The organism is Mesorhizobium sp. P2_E9 (genome assembly GCF_056403815.1).
Map to the genome: position 1 here is coordinate 102,013 of NZ_JBFUET010000014.1, position 17,114 is coordinate 119,126.

At 61.1% G+C, this 17,114-nt stretch carries 19 protein-coding genes; 12 read left to right on the forward strand and 7 right to left on the reverse strand.

The genetic code is table 11. The annotated features are described in order from the left end of the window. Positions 1–126: 126 nt before the first annotated feature. The 3 genes from AC1D05_RS24460 to pdxR form a co-directional block, all read right to left on the reverse strand. Positions 127–1,077, reverse strand: a complete 951-nt coding sequence (locus AC1D05_RS24460; RefSeq protein WP_477444299.1) for a PDR/VanB family oxidoreductase — start codon at positions 1,075–1,077, stop codon at positions 127–129. Positions 1,078–1,082: 5 nt separating this feature from the next. Then, entirely contained in the window at positions 1,083–1,574 is a 492-nt protein-coding gene (locus AC1D05_RS24465; protein ID WP_477444300.1) for an MOSC domain-containing protein, read from the reverse strand. 216 nt (positions 1,575–1,790) lie between these two features. Beyond that, positions 1,791–3,326 carry a MocR-like pyridoxine biosynthesis transcription factor PdxR gene (gene pdxR / locus AC1D05_RS24470; RefSeq protein ID WP_477444392.1) on the reverse strand — a complete coding sequence of 512 codons (1,536 nt, stop codon included), beginning with the start codon at positions 3,324–3,326 and terminating at the stop codon, positions 1,791–1,793. A 73-nt stretch (positions 3,327–3,399) separates the two neighbouring features. On the opposite strand from pdxR, the gene AC1D05_RS24475 reads away from it, so the two are divergent. The 5 genes from AC1D05_RS24475 to AC1D05_RS24495 all read left to right on the forward strand — a co-directional run bounded on the left by AC1D05_RS24475 (position 3,400) and on the right by AC1D05_RS24495 (position 8,019). Then, complete coding sequence (locus tag AC1D05_RS24475; RefSeq protein ID WP_477444301.1) at positions 3,400–4,635, forward strand: trans-sulfuration enzyme family protein; 1,236 nt, start codon at positions 3,400–3,402, stop codon at positions 4,633–4,635. A gap of 40 nt (positions 4,636–4,675) precedes the next feature. Next, the gene (locus AC1D05_RS24480) at positions 4,676–5,578 is read left to right on the forward strand and encodes a dihydrodipicolinate synthase family protein (protein ID WP_477444302.1); all 903 of its coding nucleotides are present in this window, start codon (positions 4,676–4,678) and stop codon (positions 5,576–5,578) included. Positions 5,579–5,614: 36 nt separating this feature from the next. Next, a complete protein-coding gene (locus tag AC1D05_RS24485) occupies positions 5,615–6,259 on the forward strand; it encodes an FMN-binding negative transcriptional regulator (RefSeq protein ID WP_477444303.1) in 645 nt (214 codons plus the stop codon). A gap of 1,080 nt (positions 6,260–7,339) precedes the next feature. After that, a complete protein-coding gene (locus AC1D05_RS24490) occupies positions 7,340–7,522 on the forward strand; it encodes a type II toxin-antitoxin system HicA family toxin (RefSeq protein ID WP_477444304.1) in 183 nt (60 codons plus the stop codon). Between the two features lie 86 nt (positions 7,523–7,608). Next, a complete protein-coding gene (locus AC1D05_RS24495; RefSeq protein WP_477444305.1) occupies positions 7,609–8,019 on the forward strand; it encodes a type II toxin-antitoxin system HicB family antitoxin in 411 nt (136 codons plus the stop codon). A gap of 161 nt (positions 8,020–8,180) precedes the next feature. On the opposite strand, the gene AC1D05_RS24500 is transcribed toward AC1D05_RS24495, so the two are convergent. The 4 genes from AC1D05_RS24500 to madL form a co-directional block, all read right to left on the reverse strand. Beyond that, the gene (locus AC1D05_RS24500; RefSeq protein ID WP_477444306.1) at positions 8,181–8,339 is read right to left on the reverse strand and encodes a hypothetical protein; all 159 of its coding nucleotides are present in this window, start codon (positions 8,337–8,339) and stop codon (positions 8,181–8,183) included. Between the two features lie 213 nt (positions 8,340–8,552). Beyond that, positions 8,553–9,239, reverse strand: coding sequence for a GntR family transcriptional regulator (locus tag AC1D05_RS24505; protein ID WP_477444307.1), 687 nt, complete (start codon positions 9,237–9,239; stop codon positions 8,553–8,555). A 9-nt stretch (positions 9,240–9,248) separates the two neighbouring features. Beyond that, entirely contained in the window at positions 9,249–10,013 is a 765-nt protein-coding gene (madM, locus tag AC1D05_RS24510; protein WP_095774108.1) for a malonate transporter subunit MadM, read from the reverse strand. Between the two features lie 14 nt (positions 10,014–10,027). Continuing rightward, entirely contained in the window at positions 10,028–10,462 is a 435-nt protein-coding gene (gene madL, locus AC1D05_RS24515; RefSeq protein ID WP_477444393.1) for a malonate transporter subunit MadL, read from the reverse strand. A 184-nt stretch (positions 10,463–10,646) separates the two neighbouring features. Between madL and mdcA the strand changes: the two genes are divergently transcribed. Genes mdcA through AC1D05_RS24550 form a run of 7 tightly spaced genes read left to right on the forward strand, consistent with a single transcriptional unit; the run spans position 10,647 to position 16,835 of the window. Beyond that, positions 10,647–12,293, forward strand: coding sequence for a malonate decarboxylase subunit alpha (gene mdcA / locus AC1D05_RS24520; protein ID WP_095774262.1), 1,647 nt, complete (start codon positions 10,647–10,649; stop codon positions 12,291–12,293). A 12-nt stretch (positions 12,294–12,305) separates the two neighbouring features. Then, entirely contained in the window at positions 12,306–12,623 is a 318-nt protein-coding gene (gene mdcC / locus AC1D05_RS24525) for a malonate decarboxylase acyl carrier protein (RefSeq protein WP_095774106.1), read from the forward strand. Continuing rightward, positions 12,620–13,567: a biotin-independent malonate decarboxylase subunit beta gene (locus AC1D05_RS24530; protein WP_477444308.1), complete on the forward strand. Its 948-nt coding sequence runs from the start codon at positions 12,620–12,622 to the stop codon at positions 13,565–13,567. The genes mdcC and AC1D05_RS24530 overlap by 4 nt, the downstream gene beginning before the upstream one ends. Next, positions 13,554–14,282 (forward strand): biotin-independent malonate decarboxylase subunit gamma, encoded by a 729-nt coding sequence (mdcE, locus tag AC1D05_RS24535; protein ID WP_477444309.1) that lies wholly within the window; start codon positions 13,554–13,556, stop codon positions 14,280–14,282. Before AC1D05_RS24530 ends, mdcE begins: the two co-directional genes overlap by 14 nt. Next, positions 14,257–14,937 carry a malonate decarboxylase holo-[acyl-carrier-protein] synthase gene (mdcG, locus tag AC1D05_RS24540; protein WP_477444310.1) on the forward strand — a complete coding sequence of 227 codons (681 nt, stop codon included), beginning with the start codon at positions 14,257–14,259 and terminating at the stop codon, positions 14,935–14,937. Before mdcE ends, mdcG begins: the two co-directional genes overlap by 26 nt. A gap of 20 nt (positions 14,938–14,957) precedes the next feature. Beyond that, positions 14,958–15,902 (forward strand): triphosphoribosyl-dephospho-CoA synthase MdcB, encoded by a 945-nt coding sequence (mdcB, locus tag AC1D05_RS24545; RefSeq protein WP_477444394.1) that lies wholly within the window; start codon positions 14,958–14,960, stop codon positions 15,900–15,902. Further along, entirely contained in the window at positions 15,903–16,835 is a 933-nt protein-coding gene (locus AC1D05_RS24550) for a malonate decarboxylase subunit epsilon (protein WP_477444311.1), read from the forward strand. The last annotated feature ends 279 nt before the right edge of the window (positions 16,836–17,114 follow it).

Genomic DNA, 17,114 nt, shown 5'->3' on the forward strand with positions numbered 1-17,114 from the left:
GGAGGATACCATGCACTGGATAATTCTGTTCGGCGCCGGCCTGCTTGAGATCGTCTGGCCGTATTTTATGAAGAGGTCGGACGGAGATCCCAAAACGTTCGCCTGCTGATCGACGTCGCCACTTGCTCAAAGATCGAGCTTGAGCACACCTCTCGCGCGAGACACGCACGGGATAAACCGATTGTCCCGGGCCTGCCTGGTCAGGACAGCATCGCGGTGGATCGGCTGGCCTTCCAGCATTCCGCATTCACAGGTTCCGCAAACGCCGTTCTCGCACGAAGCCATGAGCAGCACGCCCGCCCCTCGAAGTGCCGCGAGCGCGGTCGTATCGGCTGCGACGGGGACCGATGTCCCATCTCGCAGCATGATCGTGAAAGGTTCAGGTGGGGCATTGTCGTACTCAGGCGGCTGAAAAGCCTCAAAATGCACCGTGCCTGCCGGCCAGTGGGCGCTTGCCCGGTCGACGGCAGCCATGAAACCAGGTGGCCCGCAATAGTAGAGCTGTTTGTCCGACGAAAGCGTTGACAGCAGGGTTTGAAGATCCTGCCGGGTTTCGGGCTCATCGTCGAAATGCAGCCGCACATTGGCTGGATCGAGGACGCTCTCGATAACCGACGAGAGCGGCGTGAGTGCGCTGCTGCGCGTGAAGTAGTGGAGTTCGTAGCGTCTGCCCCGCCGCTCCAGCGCCCACGCCATTGCCAGGATCGGAGTGATCCCGATACCTCCCGCCAGAAGCAGGATCGGCCCGCGGCTTTCGCCGAGGGGGAAATGATTGCGCGGAGCGGAGACCGGCAATGTGAATCCCGGGGAAACAGCCTGGTGAATCCAGCTTGATCCGCCGCGGCCTGTCTGCTCGCATTTCACCGCAATCGTGTAGCGGCTCAAATCGCTCGGGTCTCCGCAGAGCGAATACTGGCGCACCTTGCCGTCGGGCAGGTGCACATCCACATGGGAGCCAGGTTCGAACGGCGGCAGCAAAGGTTTGCGCGGGTGCTTCAAATCGATGACAAGGACGTCGCCGGGCTCCTTGCGGATGGCGGTTACCGTCAACTTCATGATGATGCGGGGCGCAGCCATGCAGGTCATTCATCCATCGGAAAGATCGGATCGCCCGGGCGGATCACGCCGCCGATCTCGATTGCGCAATTCAGACCGGAACGGTTCAGCAGACCTTCGTAGAGGCCGGGAATGCCAAGCAGCTCTTCGATGTACTTGCAGGGAAAGTTCATCCGTGCGCCTCGCAGCACGGTCTCGCCAACGCGGAAGCGCTTCCCGACGAGGTGGCCGAGCGGAACGCCCCGGGTGGTCAAGTTGCGCCGATGGTCTTCCGCCTCGAGCCTGGCTTTGAAGCCCGGGATCTTTGGCTCGCCGCGAGCCATCGCTTCCAGGACTTCGACCTCGATCAGCGTCACCTCGCGAACGTCCGGCTTCGGAGAGTAAGTCCCCGTTCCCAGAAAATATCGATCTCCAACGATACCGCGACCAGGAACAAGCTGTGCCTGGGTCAGCGCCTCCATCTCGTAAGAGGCTGCCGGCGCGACGTGGATGTGAAGCAGTGTTCCATTCCACGTCAAGCTTCGCCCTCCAAGACCGCAGTCGCGGCGCCCAGCTTCCGGCCGGATCCGAGGATCTGATCGAGATGTCCGTTTGCCATGTTTGCTTCCACGCTCCAAGACGCAGCGTTGCCGGCATCACGATGTGCCCGGACACTGGCCCGACAGACAGAGCCAGTTTTCGCGAGTCTTGCTAATCCAGTCGACCATATCGTGTTGAGCTCGGGGGCGGCGCCGTCAGGCGATGTCGCTGTCCTTGCGGAGCTTGTTGCTGAACTGACAGGGCAAGCCCTTACTCAGCCGTTGCACAACGCCGGCCAGGAGCCGAACGCCGTTCTCGATCTGCCGCATGGTCAAGGCGGAATAGCCCATCACCAATCCGATGCTGCCGGAACGGCGTTCGTCGGTTTCGTGAGCATAGAGCGGCGATATCGGATGGACGCCCACGCCGGCCCGCCGCGCCTCGTCGATCAAGACGTCTTCCAATGGCCAAGAGAGATCCTTGAACCAGACGACGACATGCAGCCCGGCGTCGGCGCCCTCGATGACGATTCGATCTGCGAAGGCGCGCCGAAGGGCGGCGAGCAAGGCTCCTCGTCGCTCGCCGTTGAGACGGCGGACGCGCCGCACATGGCTTTCATATCCGCCGCTCTCGATTAGCGAGGCCAAGGCCTCCTGCTCCGCAACCGGCGAATGTCTGTCCAGAAGCTGCTTGGTCGTCGCAAAGACGCCTTGCAATTCCAGCGGAACCACGAGGTAGCCAATGCGCAGCATAGGCGACAGCGTCTTGGAGATAGTGCCGAGATAGATGACGGAACTGCGGTCTTCCAGTTTGTGCAGCGGAGGCACCGGACGAATGTCATAGCGGTACTCGCCATCATAGTCGTCTTCGATCACGTAGGCGTCGTTTCTTTGGGACCATTCGAGAAGCTGATACCGCCGCGAGATCGGCAGGACGCCGCCGAGCGGGAACTGATGCGACGGCGTCACATAGGCCAGCCGCGCCGTGATCCCCTCAAGCAGCTCCGTCTTCATGCCGTCGCTATCAACGGAGACGGACACAGGCGTCGCCCCTGTACTGGCAAACACCTGGCGCGCCATTCTATAGCATGGGTCCTCGATGACGAAGCTGTCTGAAGGATCCAGCAGCAAGCGCGCGCACATGTCCAGGCCCTGCTGCGACCCGCTTACGACGAGAATCTGCTCGATCTCGCAGCTTAGCGTTCGAGCGCGCCACAAATATCCCTGCAGAGCCTGGCGCAAGCGAGGCGACCCGCGTGGATCGTCATAGGCCAGCCTTCCTGGCCGTTGTGACATTGCCGCGTTCATTGCGCGCTTCCAGGTCAGCGCCGGGAAATCAGATGGCGCAAGGTCGCCATAACGGAAATCGACCTTCAACCGGTTTGGCAGATAATCGGGCCATGGCGGGCTGCCACGCAGTCGCTCGCCATAGCTGGAAAGATGTACCGGGCCAGTCCGTTTTGGGAACGCGCTGCTGGCTTCGCGACGAACCAGGGAAGCAGCAACGCGAGGCCGTGCGCCTTGGTTGACCTCAATGAAGCCTTCCGCAACCAGCTGCTCGTAGGCGACGGTGACGGTCGTTCGCGAAACGCCGAGGTCATTTGCGAGGCCGCGAGACGACGGCAGCTGACTGCCGGTTTCATAGACACCGCTCAGGATCTGCTCGCGAAGCGCTTCGTAGATCTGGCGCGCGCCGAGACCCTGCGAGTGACCTGCCGACACGGCACGAGAAGACTGGACCATTTGTTTCATCGCCAACTGGACGTTACATCCAGACCAGTTTGCCGGCAATGTTCTAAAAAACCAAAAGGATTTCAAAAGATCGATGCCCCGCACCACAGACCAATCCGAAACCGGGGCACCGACGCCGTCCCCTCACGACGCCAATCTCGCATTCGCCACCCGGGCCATCCATCATGGCTATGATCCGGCCGGCTTTTCCAATGCCGTTCAGCCGCCGGTGTTTCTGACCTCGACCTACGGGTTCGAAAGTGTGGCCGCAAACGAGGCCGCGGCAGCGCTTGGCGGAAGGCTTTACGCACGCGAATACAACCCGACGACCGACATTCTTGAAAAACGGCTCGCCAATCTCGAAGGAGCCGAAGCCGGGCTGGTCGTTGCTTCGGGGATGGCGGCTTTCGGCACGCTGATCCTGTCGCTGCTGTCGCAAGGCGACGAACTCATCGTCCACAAGACGCTTTATGCCAACACGCTCGCCATGGTCGAACAGGCGGTGCCGCGGTTTGGCATCAAGGTCGTTGCGGTCGATCTATCCGTACCAAGCAATCTCAAAGGCGCCATCACTGACAGGACCAGGCTTATCTTCTTCGAGACGCCGGTCAACCCGCTGAGCCGCATCCTCGACATTGCCGCCATTGCCCAACACGCCCATGCGCGCGGCGTGAAGGTCGCGGTCGACAGCACCTTTGCCTCGCCCGCGCTACAGCGTCCTCTGCAACACGGGGCCGACATCGTGATCCACTCGCTGACCAAATACATCAACGGCCACGGCGATGCTCTGGGCGGGGCAATCCTCGGCGACGCGAAAACACTTCACACCCTGCACGAAACGGGCCTGCGCTATATTACCGGCGCAGCGCTATCGCCGATGTCAGCGTTCCTGATCTTGCGCGGGTTGAAAACGCTCACCTTGCGTATGGACCGTCACAGCGCCTCCGCCCTTGCGGTCGCGCAGGCGCTCGAGGCGCACCCGGCCGTGTCCTGGGTGAGTTATCCCTTTCTCGACTCTCATCCCGATCGGGAGATCGCGCGCCGACAGATGTCGCAGGGCTCGGGCATGTTGGCCTTCGGCCTCCACACTGGCTTCGATGGCGCTCGCCAGATGATGAATCAGCTCAAGCTGATCACTCGTGCGGTCAGCCTCGGCGACGCCGACAGCCTCATCTATCACCCTGCGAGCCTGACCCGCGCGCGCAAGGCAATCCGCAAGGATGCGCATCTGGCCGATGGTGTCGGCGAAGACCTGATGCGCCTGTCGGTGGGGCTCGAAGACGCCGCCGACCTGATTGCGGATCTTCGGCAGGGACTGGACGCGGTCTGATGCCGAGCGCCGCAACCAATCAGACGACGGGAGCTTGAACATGGCCTTCCTGAGCGGCCTTTGCGCCTTCCCAATCACGCCTACCGACAATGACGGCCGGGTCGATACCTTGGCGCTGCGCCAGCTGATTGCACGGCTTTGCACAGCAAAGGTGGATTCCATCGGACTTCTTGGCAGCACCGGCACTTATATGTATCTGTCGCGACAGCAACGACGCCGGGCCCTTTCCGAGGCGCTGGACGAGACAGGCGGAGGTATCCCGGTCATCGTGGGCGTCGGCGCGTTGCGCACCGACGAGGCGATAAAACACGCAAGAGACGCAAAGGCCATCGGCGCGGCCGCAGGCTTGCTTGCAGCCGTCTCTTATGCCCCGCTCACCGATGACGAGGTGTTCGAGCATTTCTCCTCGGTTGCGCGCAGAAGCGGACTGCCGATCGTCATCTACGACAATCCTGGAACCACGCATTTTCGCTTTACGCCCGCGCTTGTCACACGCCTTGCGCAGGTGCCTGGCATCGTCGCCATCAAGAACCCGACCGACCGGGGCGATGCGATCCAAGGCCAGCTGGCGGATCAGAGGCAAATCGTGCCGAAAGAATTCTCGATCGGTTACAGCGGCGACTGGAACGCCACCCCGGCCATGATTGCCGGCGCCGATACATGGTACAGCGTGTTGGGTGGCATCTTGCCCGAGCCTTGCCTGAAGATCGTCAGGGCTGCTCAGCAAGGCGACCATGCGCAAGCGCGCCGCATCGACGCCATGCTGGTCCCGCTATGGGAACTCTTCAAGACGTATTCGAGCCTTCGCGTCGTCTATGCACTTGCTGAAGTCCTCGACGTCTGCCGGGCCGTACCCCCGCTTCCGATCATGCCGCTTCCCACCGCGGCGAAGCACCAGGTAGCCGAGGCACTGGCACGTCTGCGATCAGAAGCCGGTTCGTGAACAGCCAACTTCCAAATCATTGAACGGAACAAACTCATGTATGTCCCACCGCATAACGAAGAGCCCAGCCGTGAGGTTCTTTTTGATCTGATCCAGAACAACGTCCTTGGCGTTTTGATCACCCACGGCTCAGGTGGACTCGACGCCAATCACATCCCCTTCGAACTCGACAGTTTGGCAGGAAAATTCGGCGTGCTTCGATGTCACGTCGCGCGCAGCAATCCGGTCTGGCAGGACGTGTCGACCGGCGATGAGGTCCTCGTCGTGTTCCGGGCCGCCGACGCCTACATTTCTCCGCAGTGGTATCCGAGCAAGCACGAGTTCCACAAACAGGTGCCGACCTGGAACTACCTCGTTGCACATGCACACGGACGCATCACCGTTCACGACGATGAGCGCTTTGTGCGTCGGAACGTGGCGAAACTGACCCATCGGCATGAATCAACCCAGCCCGTCCCATGGAAGATCGGGGATGCGCCGAGAGACTTTATTGACACCCTGGTCAAGGAGATCGTCGGGCTGGAGATCGAGATTACGCGTCTGGTCGGCAAAGCCAAGTTGAGCCAGACGAAGGAGCCGCGCGATATTCGCAATGCTGGCGAAGTGCTTGTCGCGCAGGGCGACGTGGGCGTCGGTCAGGCGATGTTGGCGGCCGCAGCCCGCAAATCCGAACGGGGTTGAAGTCCCGAGCCGGCCGGGTCGCAAGCTACTATGCCGCGAATTCATGTGCCGGGGCACCGAGACCCAATGTGGCCAAGCATTGAAAGGCGGCTCCTCGAGCAATCGATCCCCCACCCCGGCATGAATCTGCGCGCAGAACCCCTCACAGACGTGGCCGATTCTATGGGCAATTCATGTGAGGAGAAACCCGTACCTACGCAGAGGGCTTCCACGCCATCAGTTTTCAGTGAAAGCCAACTCCGGACGGGTAAGTCGCGAAGTGCCAACGACCGAGTGAGCCAGATTTGTGTAAACTGACTTCCTCGATTGGGCTAAGTCCAAGTCCTGTTCGCTCTTTACAATTCTCTCGTAGAGCGAAGCCCATTCCGGTGATATGGCGCCACTTCTCAATGTCCGTTGCATTTGATTAGGCGAGCGAGACGCCATCTGACTGCCCCGAAAGAGGAAGAGAAATTCGGTCATGGAGGCTGCTCCTCGTGGTTGACTGTGCGTTTCTAGACGCTTGGAGGGCGCCGTGGCGGACATCTTTTGCTGACCAGCTGCCACTATTAGGGTAGTGGCAGATCGGTCGGCGCGGGGTTGGGGGCCCAAGCTCCGGCGGAGAGATCCGCCTCAATTGTCCCGCTCACATTTCGACAGATCCTCATTGATCCCAACGACCCGGAAGACCTGTCCGCCCGGCGCTTGGAAGTAGAGGTGAGGATCTGGAACATCGAGTACCTTGACGCCGAAGGCGACGATTTTCCGTCGCATTTCATCGACGTTGTCGGATCGCGCTCGGATTTGATCTCGCAAATCGAGAGGCGTTCCGGTAGAACCGCCACAACGTCCGCACGAGCTGCGCCGCCCCTCGACGTTCATCTCGTTGATGATCCTGGCGTCGGGGCGGAGTTCGCGGAATGCCGAGCGTGCTCCGGTCCTCGGCCGCGGCATACATCGCGCGCCGTTGGGTCTCAGAAGTGGCAAGCATCAGATTTCCCTATGAAGGGGGCCTGCATCTCGTGCATTTGTTTGCACAATTAGCCTTGACTTTTCGACCGTTCATGTGCAAATATTTGCACATCGACCGGAGCCTAAGAAATGCTTGAGACCAACGCCACCAAGATCAAAGGCCGCCTCAAAAAGGACGGCTGGAAGAACGTCGGTGGCACGAAACACGACAAATACAAGAAAGAGGGGATGCCGACGATCATGGTTCCCCGTCACAAGACCCTGACGCCGCTGGTGGCTCGGTCTATCGCCAAGGCGGCGGGCTGGGAGTAATCCCGGGCCCCCGCCACGCTCCGGAACCCTAACTATAAAACTAAACCGAACCAAAATCGAAACCCAAGTAAGGAACTATCGTAACTATGTCTCGCTATGTCGCACTCGTGGACACTGCCGACGGATTTGTTGGCGTCTCGTTTCCCGATGCTCCTGGCTGCGTCGCGCAGTCGGAAAGCCGGGACGAGGCAATTAATGATGCTATGGCCGCATTGTCCGAATGGGTGGCCGAAGAACTCGCGGATGGCCGCCCTATTCCCGCCCCTCGCACGGTTGAGGAGCTTGTCGCTGACGCCGACGTTCGGGCCGCTTTTGCATCTGGCGCCGTCTTGATGTCAGTACCCTTAATCCGTGACGCGGGCCGCCCGGCTCGGGCTAATATCTCGTTGGATGCCGGTTTACTTGCCGACACTGACGAGACGGCCCATCGGCTGGGTGTTACTCGATCGGCTTTCGTCGCGGCCGCTCTAAGGGATAAGATCCGGGGAACCGCCTGAATACTTCCCAATTGGGTCCCTGCCATGCCGATCAGGCGGGGGCTCAAGAGAAGCCTTAATGACGCTTGCCGACACACCGGCAACCGGGCTCCTCCCGCGGCCGGATGTAGCGCTTGACCGCAGGGTCATACCAATCGGTCGAAATCTTGTAGCGGACCTTTTCACGGCCAGCTTGGACGTGCGTTGGCGGGGCTCTTTCCCACCGCCGCTATGGTGCCATTCGGCTTCATCGATGCCGAGTTCAACTCGCGCGCCGTGTTGAAGGCCGATGTAGCCTTGTTATTCTGGTCGAGCGCGATCGCATGGCAGACGAACCCCATACGCCTTTCTAAGATGCAGTGAATTCCGTATGCACACGAAGCCCTCGCTGTGATGCTTCTCGCTCCTAAGTGATAAGCCTTGACCCTTCCGGCGCCTCCAAAAGCGCCCAGGCTCGCGGGGGCAGGTGTACCTCCGTTCCGGGTCCACGTGGGGAGCGGCCCCGTCCTGCCACGGTGGTATCTGAGTTCGAACCTCTTTCTCGCGTAGGTCGGTCAACTCTTCGTGGTATGTGCCGCGATGTATCGGTCAAGCGCGCTGGCTGCGTTCAGCATATGCGCGCGCATGCGACGTGCAGCCTCCTCGCCATCACCACGCGATATGGCCTCTATTATGCCGTCATGCTCGTGGCGGGAACGGACGATACGATCGTCTTGCCGGAGCTGCGTCCTCCGGAAAGCGGTCAACCTGGTGCGGACAGCGATCGCTTGTTCGACCAGGAAGCCGTTATGTGTGGCGCGGTAGATGCTTTCGTGGAACTCAAGATTGAACGCGTCATAGGCGTCATAGTCTCCGACCTCGACCATGGCTTTTGAAGCATCATGCAGTCTGAGAAGATGACTGCGCTCCAGCGGCGTCATGCGATAGGTCGCGAGACGCACGCACATCGCCTCGATCTCGGCCGATGTTTCGAACATATCCATGATACGCTCAGCCGTCACTCGTGTGACGACGGCTCCGCGGCGCGGGCGCATCTCGACGAGCCCACTCACGGCGAGTTGACGCAGAGCCTCGCGCACCGGGGTCCGCGAGGCTCCGAAACGTTCAGCAAGTTGCTGTTCGTCGAGCGCTGTACCGGCTGCCAGCACACCGGCTGCTATTTCGTCGGTTAGCGCATTGCGGATACGGTCGGACAGCAGCGACCGTTCTTCACTCCCTTTTTCTTCAGTTGCCAGCAACATTGATATGCCTCAGCCTCCCGCAATTGCTCGGACGATCAGATAGAGGATGGAAGGGGCGACCAAACAACCCAAGCCCGTATGGAAGGTGGCCGTCAGTGCCCCGTATGGCACCAAACGACGGTCGGTTGCGGCAAGCCCACCTGAAACGCCGCTGACGGTGCCCATCAGCCCGCCAAACACCATCGCAGAGCGGGGATTGTCAAGGCCGATCATCCTGGCGACCAAGGGCGTGCCGATCATCACCAAGACTGCCTTTAACACACCGGTCGCGATCGAAAGGGCTATGACCGTCGAGTTGGCGCCGAGTGCTGCGCCCGTGACCGGGCCCACGATATAGGTGACCGCCCCTGCCCCGATCGTTGTCAGCGAGACGGCGTCCTTGTAACCAAACGCGGCGGCCAGGACCACGCCGAGGGCGAACGGCAGGATTGTCCCCAATCCCAGTGCTATGGCACCGATCAGGCCCGCCTTGCGCGCCTGGACCACGTCAACTTCGAAGGCGGTCGCAACAATTGCGAAATCACGCAGCATTGCGCCTCCCATCAATCCGATGCCCGCCAGCATTGGCAGGTCGGCCAGCCCCTTTTCGCCGCCGGTGACGAGCCCGCCAGCAAAGGCTAGCAGAAGGCCGATGACGATCGCAATTGCCGAGCCGTGGATGCGCCCAAATGTGAGGTGCTTTGAGGCCGCGTGCGAGGCCCACATGATGAGGCCCACCGCAGCAAAGGCGACGAGCAGGCCGTTGGCGATGAAGATATGCGAGAGCTTGTCCATGGTGACCTCCCAACCTAACGGACATCGCCGGCGGCAACGCGCGCGGCTTCCTGCGCGATCGCTTCGCGCGCTTCGATTTCGTCCATCGTTTCGGCCGTTCCACCAAGCCGGCTGATGAGTGCAACTGCAGCAAAGCAGATCGCGACAGCTCCGCCACCGGCGAGCAGCACGAGGGGCCCGCCTTTAACCGCGGCGACAACATTCTGCTGGGCGGCCATTGCGACGACGATCGGAATGTAAATCGAACCCCAAAACTCGACGCCGAGCCTAAGCCCATGGCTGAAGTACCCATGGCGAACCAGCCAAAGACGCGCGGCAATCAATAAGAGCATGGCAATGCCAACGCCGCCAACATTGGCTTTGACATCGAGCACGGCTCCGAGGAGGTCGCCCAGATACCCGCCGAGCAAGGTGCAGATCGCAAGAAGCGCAACGCCGGAAATCGTCATTTCTGCCTCCCATATCGGCAATGGCAGAGACACGTTTTCCTGCGCAAACAAAAATACATCATACCAAAAATCCTCCCAGTTTGTATTTCTATAGCCCATAGAATTGCTTGCCATGTATACACACTTGCGATATTACGTCAATACCGCATACAATCGAGACCTGTCATCCCGCGGAGAGATCAAGATGAAAAACTGGGAAGGGCAGAAAGAAGCCCGGCAAGCCCGCATTGAGGCCGGATCACGCCACGCGCGCGGCAAGGCAGTTGCGGCCACGGATCTGTCCGATTTCCTGGAAGCAATCCTTCGTCCGGGCGACCGGGTCTGTCTGGAGGGTGACAATCAGAAGCAGGCCGACATTCTCGCTGGAGCTCTTGCTCATGCTGATCCCACGAAGATCTACGATCTCCACATGGTGCAATCGGGCGTGGTCCTTCCCGAGCACCTGGATGTGTTCGAGCGCGGCGTGGCGAAGCGATTGGACTACGCTTACTCGGGGCCCCAGTCGGCGCGGATCGCGCGAATGCTTTTTGGCGGAAAGATCGAGCTTGGGGCGGTCCACACCTATCTGGAGCTCTTTGCCCGCTATTTCATCGACCTCACCCCCAACGTCGCGCTGATCGCAGCCGTGAGCGCAGATGCCCAGGGCAATCTTTATACCGGCCCCAACACCGAAGACACGCCGACGGTCGTGGAGGCGACAAGTTTCAAGGGAGGCCTGGTCGTCGCGCAGGTGAAGGAGATTGTCGACAAGGTGCCGCGTGTCGATATTCCAGGCGACCAGGTCCATTTCGTCGTTCCGGTGGGCAAGCCTTTCTACGTCGAACCACTTTTCACCCGCGATCCGGCGGCCATCACCGAGACTCAGATCCTCACGGCGATGCTCGCGATCAAGGGCCTCTATGCCCCTTATGGCGTCCGCCGGCTCAATCACGGTATCGGTTTCAACACCGCCGCAATCGAGCTCCTGCTACCCACTTACGGCGAGAAGCTCGGCCTCAAGAGCAAAATTTGCACCCATTGGGCGCTCAACCCTCATCCGACCCTGATCCCGGCGATCGAAACCGGCTGGGTCGAACAGGTGCACTGTTTCGGGTCGGAGGTGGGAATGGAGGAGTACATCAGCGCGCGCTCCGACATTTTCTTTACCGGCTCCGACGGCTCGCTTCGCTCGAACCGCGCCTACTGCCAGACGGCGGGGCTTTATGCGTGCGACATGTTCATTGGCTCGACCCTGCAGATCGACCTTGAAGGACACAGCTCCACGGTGACGGCAAGCCGCATTGCCGGTTTCGGGGGCGCGCCAAACATGGGATCTGATCCGCGCGGGCGCCGACATCCGAGCGAGCCCTGGCTAAAGGCCGGCGCCGAGGCGGATCCCAACACGCCGGCGCATTTGCGACGCGGTCGCAAGCTCGTTGTTCAGATCGGCGAGACCTTCGGTGACAAGAACGTACCGCTCTTCGTCGAACGGCTGGAGGCGCTGACACTGGCCGAGAAACTGGATCTCGAACTCGCCCCGGTGATGGTCTACGGCGACGACGTGAGCCACATCGTCACCGAGGAGGGAATCGCCAATCTTCTGCTGTGCCGCGACAAGGACGAGCGTGAGCAGGCGATCCGTGGGGTAGCGGGCTATACCGAGGTGGGCCGCGGCCGGGATGCGAAGATGGTCCAGCGCCTGCGAGAGCGAGGCGTTATCCGTCGACCGGAAGATCTCGACATCGATCCGCTGGATGCGGACAGGAACCTGCTGGCAGCGCGGTCGATCAAGGATCTGGTTCGATGGTCCGGTGGCCTCTACGCGCCACCCTCCCAATTCCGCAACTGGTGAAAGGAAGCCGCGATGGAAACCTTGAGCTATCGTCTTACGACGCAGCAGCGGGCTGGCGGTTCGAAGTCGGTTGCCCTGCTTGGCGTGGTTGCCTCCGGCAATCTGGAGGTCCTGGTTGAGCGGGTGTTGCCCGATACGGAATGCCAGGTGGAGGTCAACACCGCGGCCGAAGGATTCGGAGCGGTGTGGATGGCGGTTGTTGCCGATTTTGTCGAACGACGCTCCCCTGGTGGCCTGAAGCTCTCCATCAACGATGGGGGTGCGCGCCCCGATACCGTCGCCCTGCGACTTGCCCAAGCCGTCCGGCTGATCGAGGAAGATGATCGATGAACACTCCAAATCTACCGCTACGGCAGGTATCCCAAGTCGCAATCCGTGAGACGACGAGCTGGTATGAAGCTTCCGCGCGAGAGCGGATTCGATTGCTGGTCGATGCCGGCAGCTTTGAGGAGTTCATCGGACCTGAACAGCGCGAGACCAGCCCGCACCTGCGGGTATTCGATCTTCCCGAGCAGTTCGATGACGGCATCATCGTGGGGCGGGGCAAGATTGCAGGTGCATCCGTGTTCCTTGCCGCGCAGGAAGGTCGATTCATGGGCGGAGCGTTCGGCGAGGTTCACGGAGCCAAGTTCACCGGGCTTCTGCGCGCTGCGCGCGACATGAAGTCGATCCCTGTTCTCATTCTCTTCGACACAGGCGGTGTGCGCCTGCAGGAGGCCAATGCCGGCGAACTGGCCATTGCCGAAATCATGCGCGCGCTGATTGAGGCGCGGGCCGCGGGTGTGAAGGTTGTTGGTCTGATTGGTGGGCGGGCAGGTTGCTATGGTGGTGGTGGATTGATTGCCGGCTGTTGTTCGGCGCTAGCCATATCAGAGCAAGGCCGCATCAGCGTCTCTGGACCCGAGGTGATCGAGACCAACCGTGGGGTGGAGGAGTTCGACTCCAGGGATCGTGCGCTGGTGTGGCGCACGATGGGCGGCAAGCACCGGCGGTTGCTTGGCAGTGCCAGTGCCTTTGTCGATGACACGATAGCGAGCTTCCGCAATGTCGCACTCCATCTGATCACGTCAGCGCCGGGTTTCGATGTGAGCAGGCTGGAGGCCGAGCAGGCTGGCCTGGAGGAGCGCCTGGAACGCTTCGGCGCTTGCAGCGATGCCATGGATATCTGGAGGGCGATGGGGATTTCCCAGGCTGAAGCTGTCCCTGCAATGGATGCCCAGGACTTTATCGCCCTGATGAACAGCGATCGGGAGCAGCAACATGACGATCAATGAGATTCTCGCCTCGCTGTTTCCGCAGGGCTGTTCCGTCACGCATGATGGCGGTTTGCTGTGGGGATCCGGGTCGCTAGCGGGCGGTGGCCAAGTCGCAATGATCGGCATTACCGATCGAACGGCAATTGGCGTGGACGAGGCGATCCAGCTGTCGCGCTACGTCCTCAATGCCATCCTGGAAGACGGCGAAGGACCCATTCTGGTCCTGGTGGACAGTGACAGCCAACGGATGAGCAAGCGTGACGAGCTTCTGGGGTTGAACGAATTCTTGGCCCACCTCGCGAAATGTCTGATCTATGCTGACATGCGGGGCCGCCACACCATCGGCCTGCTTTACGGTCACACCGCAGCCGGCGCATTCATCGCGAGCGCACTGGCAACCCGGACCCTCGTGGCGCTGCCCGGCGCGGAGCCCGAGGTGATGGATTTGCCCTCCATGTCGAAGGTGACCAAACTCTCGCTCGACGTTCTCAAGGAAAAGGCCAAATCCACGCCGGTTTTCGCTCCAGGGTTGGAAAACCTGGCTCAGACGGGCGCGGTACATGCGACGTGGGACGACAAGACATCGCTGGCCGACCAGTTGCAGGCCTTGCTCGGTCACATGCAAAACAACAACGGCGATCAACGTGACCATCTCGGAAAAATGAGAAACGGACGCCCCAAGGCGGCCGACATCGCGGAGCGCGTGCATGACCTCGCACTCCGGTCACATTGATCTGAAGGTGCGCCGCCACGATCTTGTATTCGTGTCACCGGTGGCGTGGCGCTCCCTGATGCATAGGCGTGACGATCTGGCGCAAGAACCGCTGCTGCCAGGATGGGTGGATCGCGGCTGGCCGCTTGTCGCGCGTCGCGCGATGCCCGGCGAAGAGGAGGGAGTGGCGCTGGGTTTGCCCTTGCCGCCATTTGCCGGCAAACGGCGGGTATCCGTTCTCATGCAACCCGAGGATATCGTTTCAACGGCACCCCCGCTTGAGCTGGGCGCCGCCATTGGCGCCGCACCTGAACCATGGCGGCAGACACTCAAGAACGTCGCGAGCCTGGCTTTCCGGCAAGGCATGGTGGCTCGGATTTTCGGCAGTCTGTCTTGGCAAATGCTCACTGAATTGGATTATCTGACTGCGGGATCCGATCTCGACCTGCTCCTGCCTTTTTCTGGACAAAGCGATCTCGCGCAGTTGACTGCCCACATCGCCATTGTCGAAGCCGCGGCACCTATGCACCTCGACGGCGAATTGGTGCGCGAGGATGGCGCGGGCGTGAATTGGCGCGAATTGCACACAGGCGCGCGCGAGGTGCTGGTCAAGACCATCCGAGAAGTCGTCTTGTTGGACGCGAACCACTTCATCAAGGGTGGGAGTTTGCGATGACGATCAATGCGTCTGCGAGCATGCGTCAAAACTGCCTGACCGCTGTCAGACCGGGGGGCGTCCATGATGCGGAAGCCATCGCCGCCATTGCCACCCGCTGCCTGCTCGACGAATTGGAAACCTGGCCCAAGCCCGGCCTTGTCAGTCATCTCGACGCCGGCAGCCATTGGGACATGGACGCCGCTACGTTCCGCCGCAGCGCCACCGCAATCCAACCCTACTTCCACGCTCTGGCGCAAGCGGGCTCCCAAGGCTGGGGCATGCCACGTCTCAGGATCATCGGTCTTGAAGCCGAAGCTGCCATGTTCGCCGCCACGGCAGGCATAAACACGCACCGAGGCGCTATCTTCGGACTGGGTTTGCTCTGCGCCGCTGCCGGCGCTGCGGCGAGCGGGCGAATCGATTGCGCAACGCCACTGGGGGTGGCCGTCGCAAAGCTGTGGGGCCGCGACATTTTGGACGGGCCAGCGTTGCATGACAGTCATGGCGGCGGGGCGTTCAGGCGCTATGGAGCCGGCGGCGCCCGATCGGAGGCGGCGCAAGGGTTCCCGAGTATCTACAGGGTCGGCTTGCCAGCGCTTCAGCGCGGCGCCCTGCTCGCGCCTGGCGATGCGGAAGCGGCGCGCGTACAAGCCTGTTTTGCGCTGATTGCCATTTTGCAGGACACCAATCTGCTGCACCGCGGTGGCCTGTCCGGCCTCTCTTATGCCCAGCACGCTGCCCGCGGATTTCTTGATGACGGCGGCGTGGGGACGCCCGACTGGCGCCAGCGGGCCAATGTCGTACATCAGTCTTTCGTCACACGTCGACTAAGTCCGGGCGGGTCGGCGGATCTTCTCGCCATGAGCCTCTTCGCCCAGGCTTGCGAGCCGAAGGCCGCTTCATCGCGTATGCGAGATGACTGGAGCGCAATTCCTTATTCGCGCCCTCGCTTGCTTCGTTCTCTATCTGGTGAGGCACCCTGAATGACCTTGGCTGTTTTATGCTCCGGCCAAGGTCCGCAGCATCGGGAAATGTTCGCTTTAACCGGGAATGCACCGGGAGCAGCAAACCTTTTCGCTCACGCTGCGGCACTGTGTGGCGGAAGTGACCCGCGCACGATGGTCCAGACCGATACAGACGACGGCCTGCACCGCAACCGCGTCGGGCAGATACTGTGCACTCTTCAGTCACTGGCCGCAGCGTCAATCCTGCGCGATGTGTGGCCGCGCAGGCTCGTCATCGCAGGCTACAGCGTTGGCGAAGTGGCCGCCTGGGGTGTCGCGGGCTTGCTGGATGCTCTGGTCACCCTCGACCTTGCGGCGCAACGCGCGGACCTAATGGATGCGGCCAGCATGCCTGGGGATGGCTTGCTGTTTGTCCGCGGCTTGTCTCGCAGTGCTGTTGATCGCTTGTGCAGGCAACACGACATGGCGGTTGCTATCGTCAATCCGGGCGACGCCTATGTCCTCGGCGGCGCCGGCAACGCGTTGGATTCCCTGGCAGATGAAGCAAAAGCGATGGGCGCTGCCCGCGTTGTTCGCGTTGCGGTGAACATAGCCTCTCACACGCCACGCTTGGCGGCCGCCTCGGCCGGATTCCGCAAAGCGTTGGGACACGCTCTTGTCAGCTCTGCGCCCGAAATCGGAGTGCGCCTGCTCAGCGGGATCGATGGCTCTTCTGTCGTTGACGTCGCGGTCGGCATGGACAAGTTGGCTCTGCAGATTTCCCGCACCGTCCAATGGGCAGCATGCCTGCAGGCTTGCGTGGAAGCCGGAGCAACCACATTTCTTGAACTCGGGCCGGGCCGGGCGCTCAGCGAAATGGCTAGGAGCGCCTACCCCCACATACCCGCCCGGAGCCTTGACGACTTCAGGACGGCGGCGGGCGTCCGCACCTGGCTGGCGCACCTCTCCTGACGAATTGCAACTCCCGGTGCGGACGGACCCTCAAGCCTTGGTCGATCGCTCGAAGCTAGGCACAGCCTCAACTGCCCCACTGCAGCAAACCTCCAAGACGAGATCGATATCGACGAATACTTCCCCGTTGATCGGATTGCTGTCTGTCTGCGAAATCAGCTTCCAGATACCGAGGTCATAGCCGCACGAACCACCCACATCCGGGAACATCCACTGGTCGACCCCATCGACCTCGGCAGCAACTGGGTTCGGAGCAAAAGCCGTTCAAGAGACAATTAT

Bases quoted from the DNA above. Each gene is read 5' to 3' on its own strand.
- AC1D05_RS24460 (WP_477444299.1), bottom strand. From the start codon at position 1,077: ATGGCTGCGCCCCGCATCATCATGAAGTTGACGGTAACCGCCATCCGC.
- pdxR (WP_477444392.1), bottom strand. From the start codon at position 3,326: ATGAAACAAATGGTCCAGTCTTCTCGTGCCGTGTCGGCAGGTCACTCG.
- AC1D05_RS24475 (WP_477444301.1), top strand. From the start codon at position 3,400: ATGCCCCGCACCACAGACCAATCCGAAACCGGGGCACCGACGCCGTCC.
- AC1D05_RS24480 (WP_477444302.1), top strand. From the start codon at position 4,676: ATGGCCTTCCTGAGCGGCCTTTGCGCCTTCCCAATCACGCCTACCGAC.
- AC1D05_RS24485 (WP_477444303.1), top strand. From the start codon at position 5,615: ATGTATGTCCCACCGCATAACGAAGAGCCCAGCCGTGAGGTTCTTTTT.
- AC1D05_RS24490 (WP_477444304.1), top strand. From the start codon at position 7,340: ATGCTTGAGACCAACGCCACCAAGATCAAAGGCCGCCTCAAAAAGGAC.
- AC1D05_RS24495 (WP_477444305.1), top strand. From the start codon at position 7,609: ATGTCTCGCTATGTCGCACTCGTGGACACTGCCGACGGATTTGTTGGC.
- AC1D05_RS24500 (WP_477444306.1), bottom strand. From the start codon at position 8,339: ATGGGGTTCGTCTGCCATGCGATCGCGCTCGACCAGAATAACAAGGCT.
- AC1D05_RS24505 (WP_477444307.1), bottom strand. From the start codon at position 9,239: ATGTTGCTGGCAACTGAAGAAAAAGGGAGTGAAGAACGGTCGCTGCTG.
- madM (WP_095774108.1), bottom strand. From the start codon at position 10,013: ATGGACAAGCTCTCGCATATCTTCATCGCCAACGGCCTGCTCGTCGCC.
- madL (WP_477444393.1), bottom strand. From the start codon at position 10,462: ATGACGATTTCCGGCGTTGCGCTTCTTGCGATCTGCACCTTGCTCGGC.
- mdcA (WP_095774262.1), top strand. From the start codon at position 10,647: ATGAAAAACTGGGAAGGGCAGAAAGAAGCCCGGCAAGCCCGCATTGAG.
- mdcC (WP_095774106.1), top strand. From the start codon at position 12,306: ATGGAAACCTTGAGCTATCGTCTTACGACGCAGCAGCGGGCTGGCGGT.
- AC1D05_RS24530 (WP_477444308.1), top strand. From the start codon at position 12,620: ATGAACACTCCAAATCTACCGCTACGGCAGGTATCCCAAGTCGCAATC.
- mdcE (WP_477444309.1), top strand. From the start codon at position 13,554: ATGACGATCAATGAGATTCTCGCCTCGCTGTTTCCGCAGGGCTGTTCC.
- mdcG (WP_477444310.1), top strand. From the start codon at position 14,257: ATGACCTCGCACTCCGGTCACATTGATCTGAAGGTGCGCCGCCACGAT.
- mdcB (WP_477444394.1), top strand. From the start codon at position 14,958: ATGCGTCAAAACTGCCTGACCGCTGTCAGACCGGGGGGCGTCCATGAT.
- AC1D05_RS24550 (WP_477444311.1), top strand. From the start codon at position 15,903: ATGACCTTGGCTGTTTTATGCTCCGGCCAAGGTCCGCAGCATCGGGAA.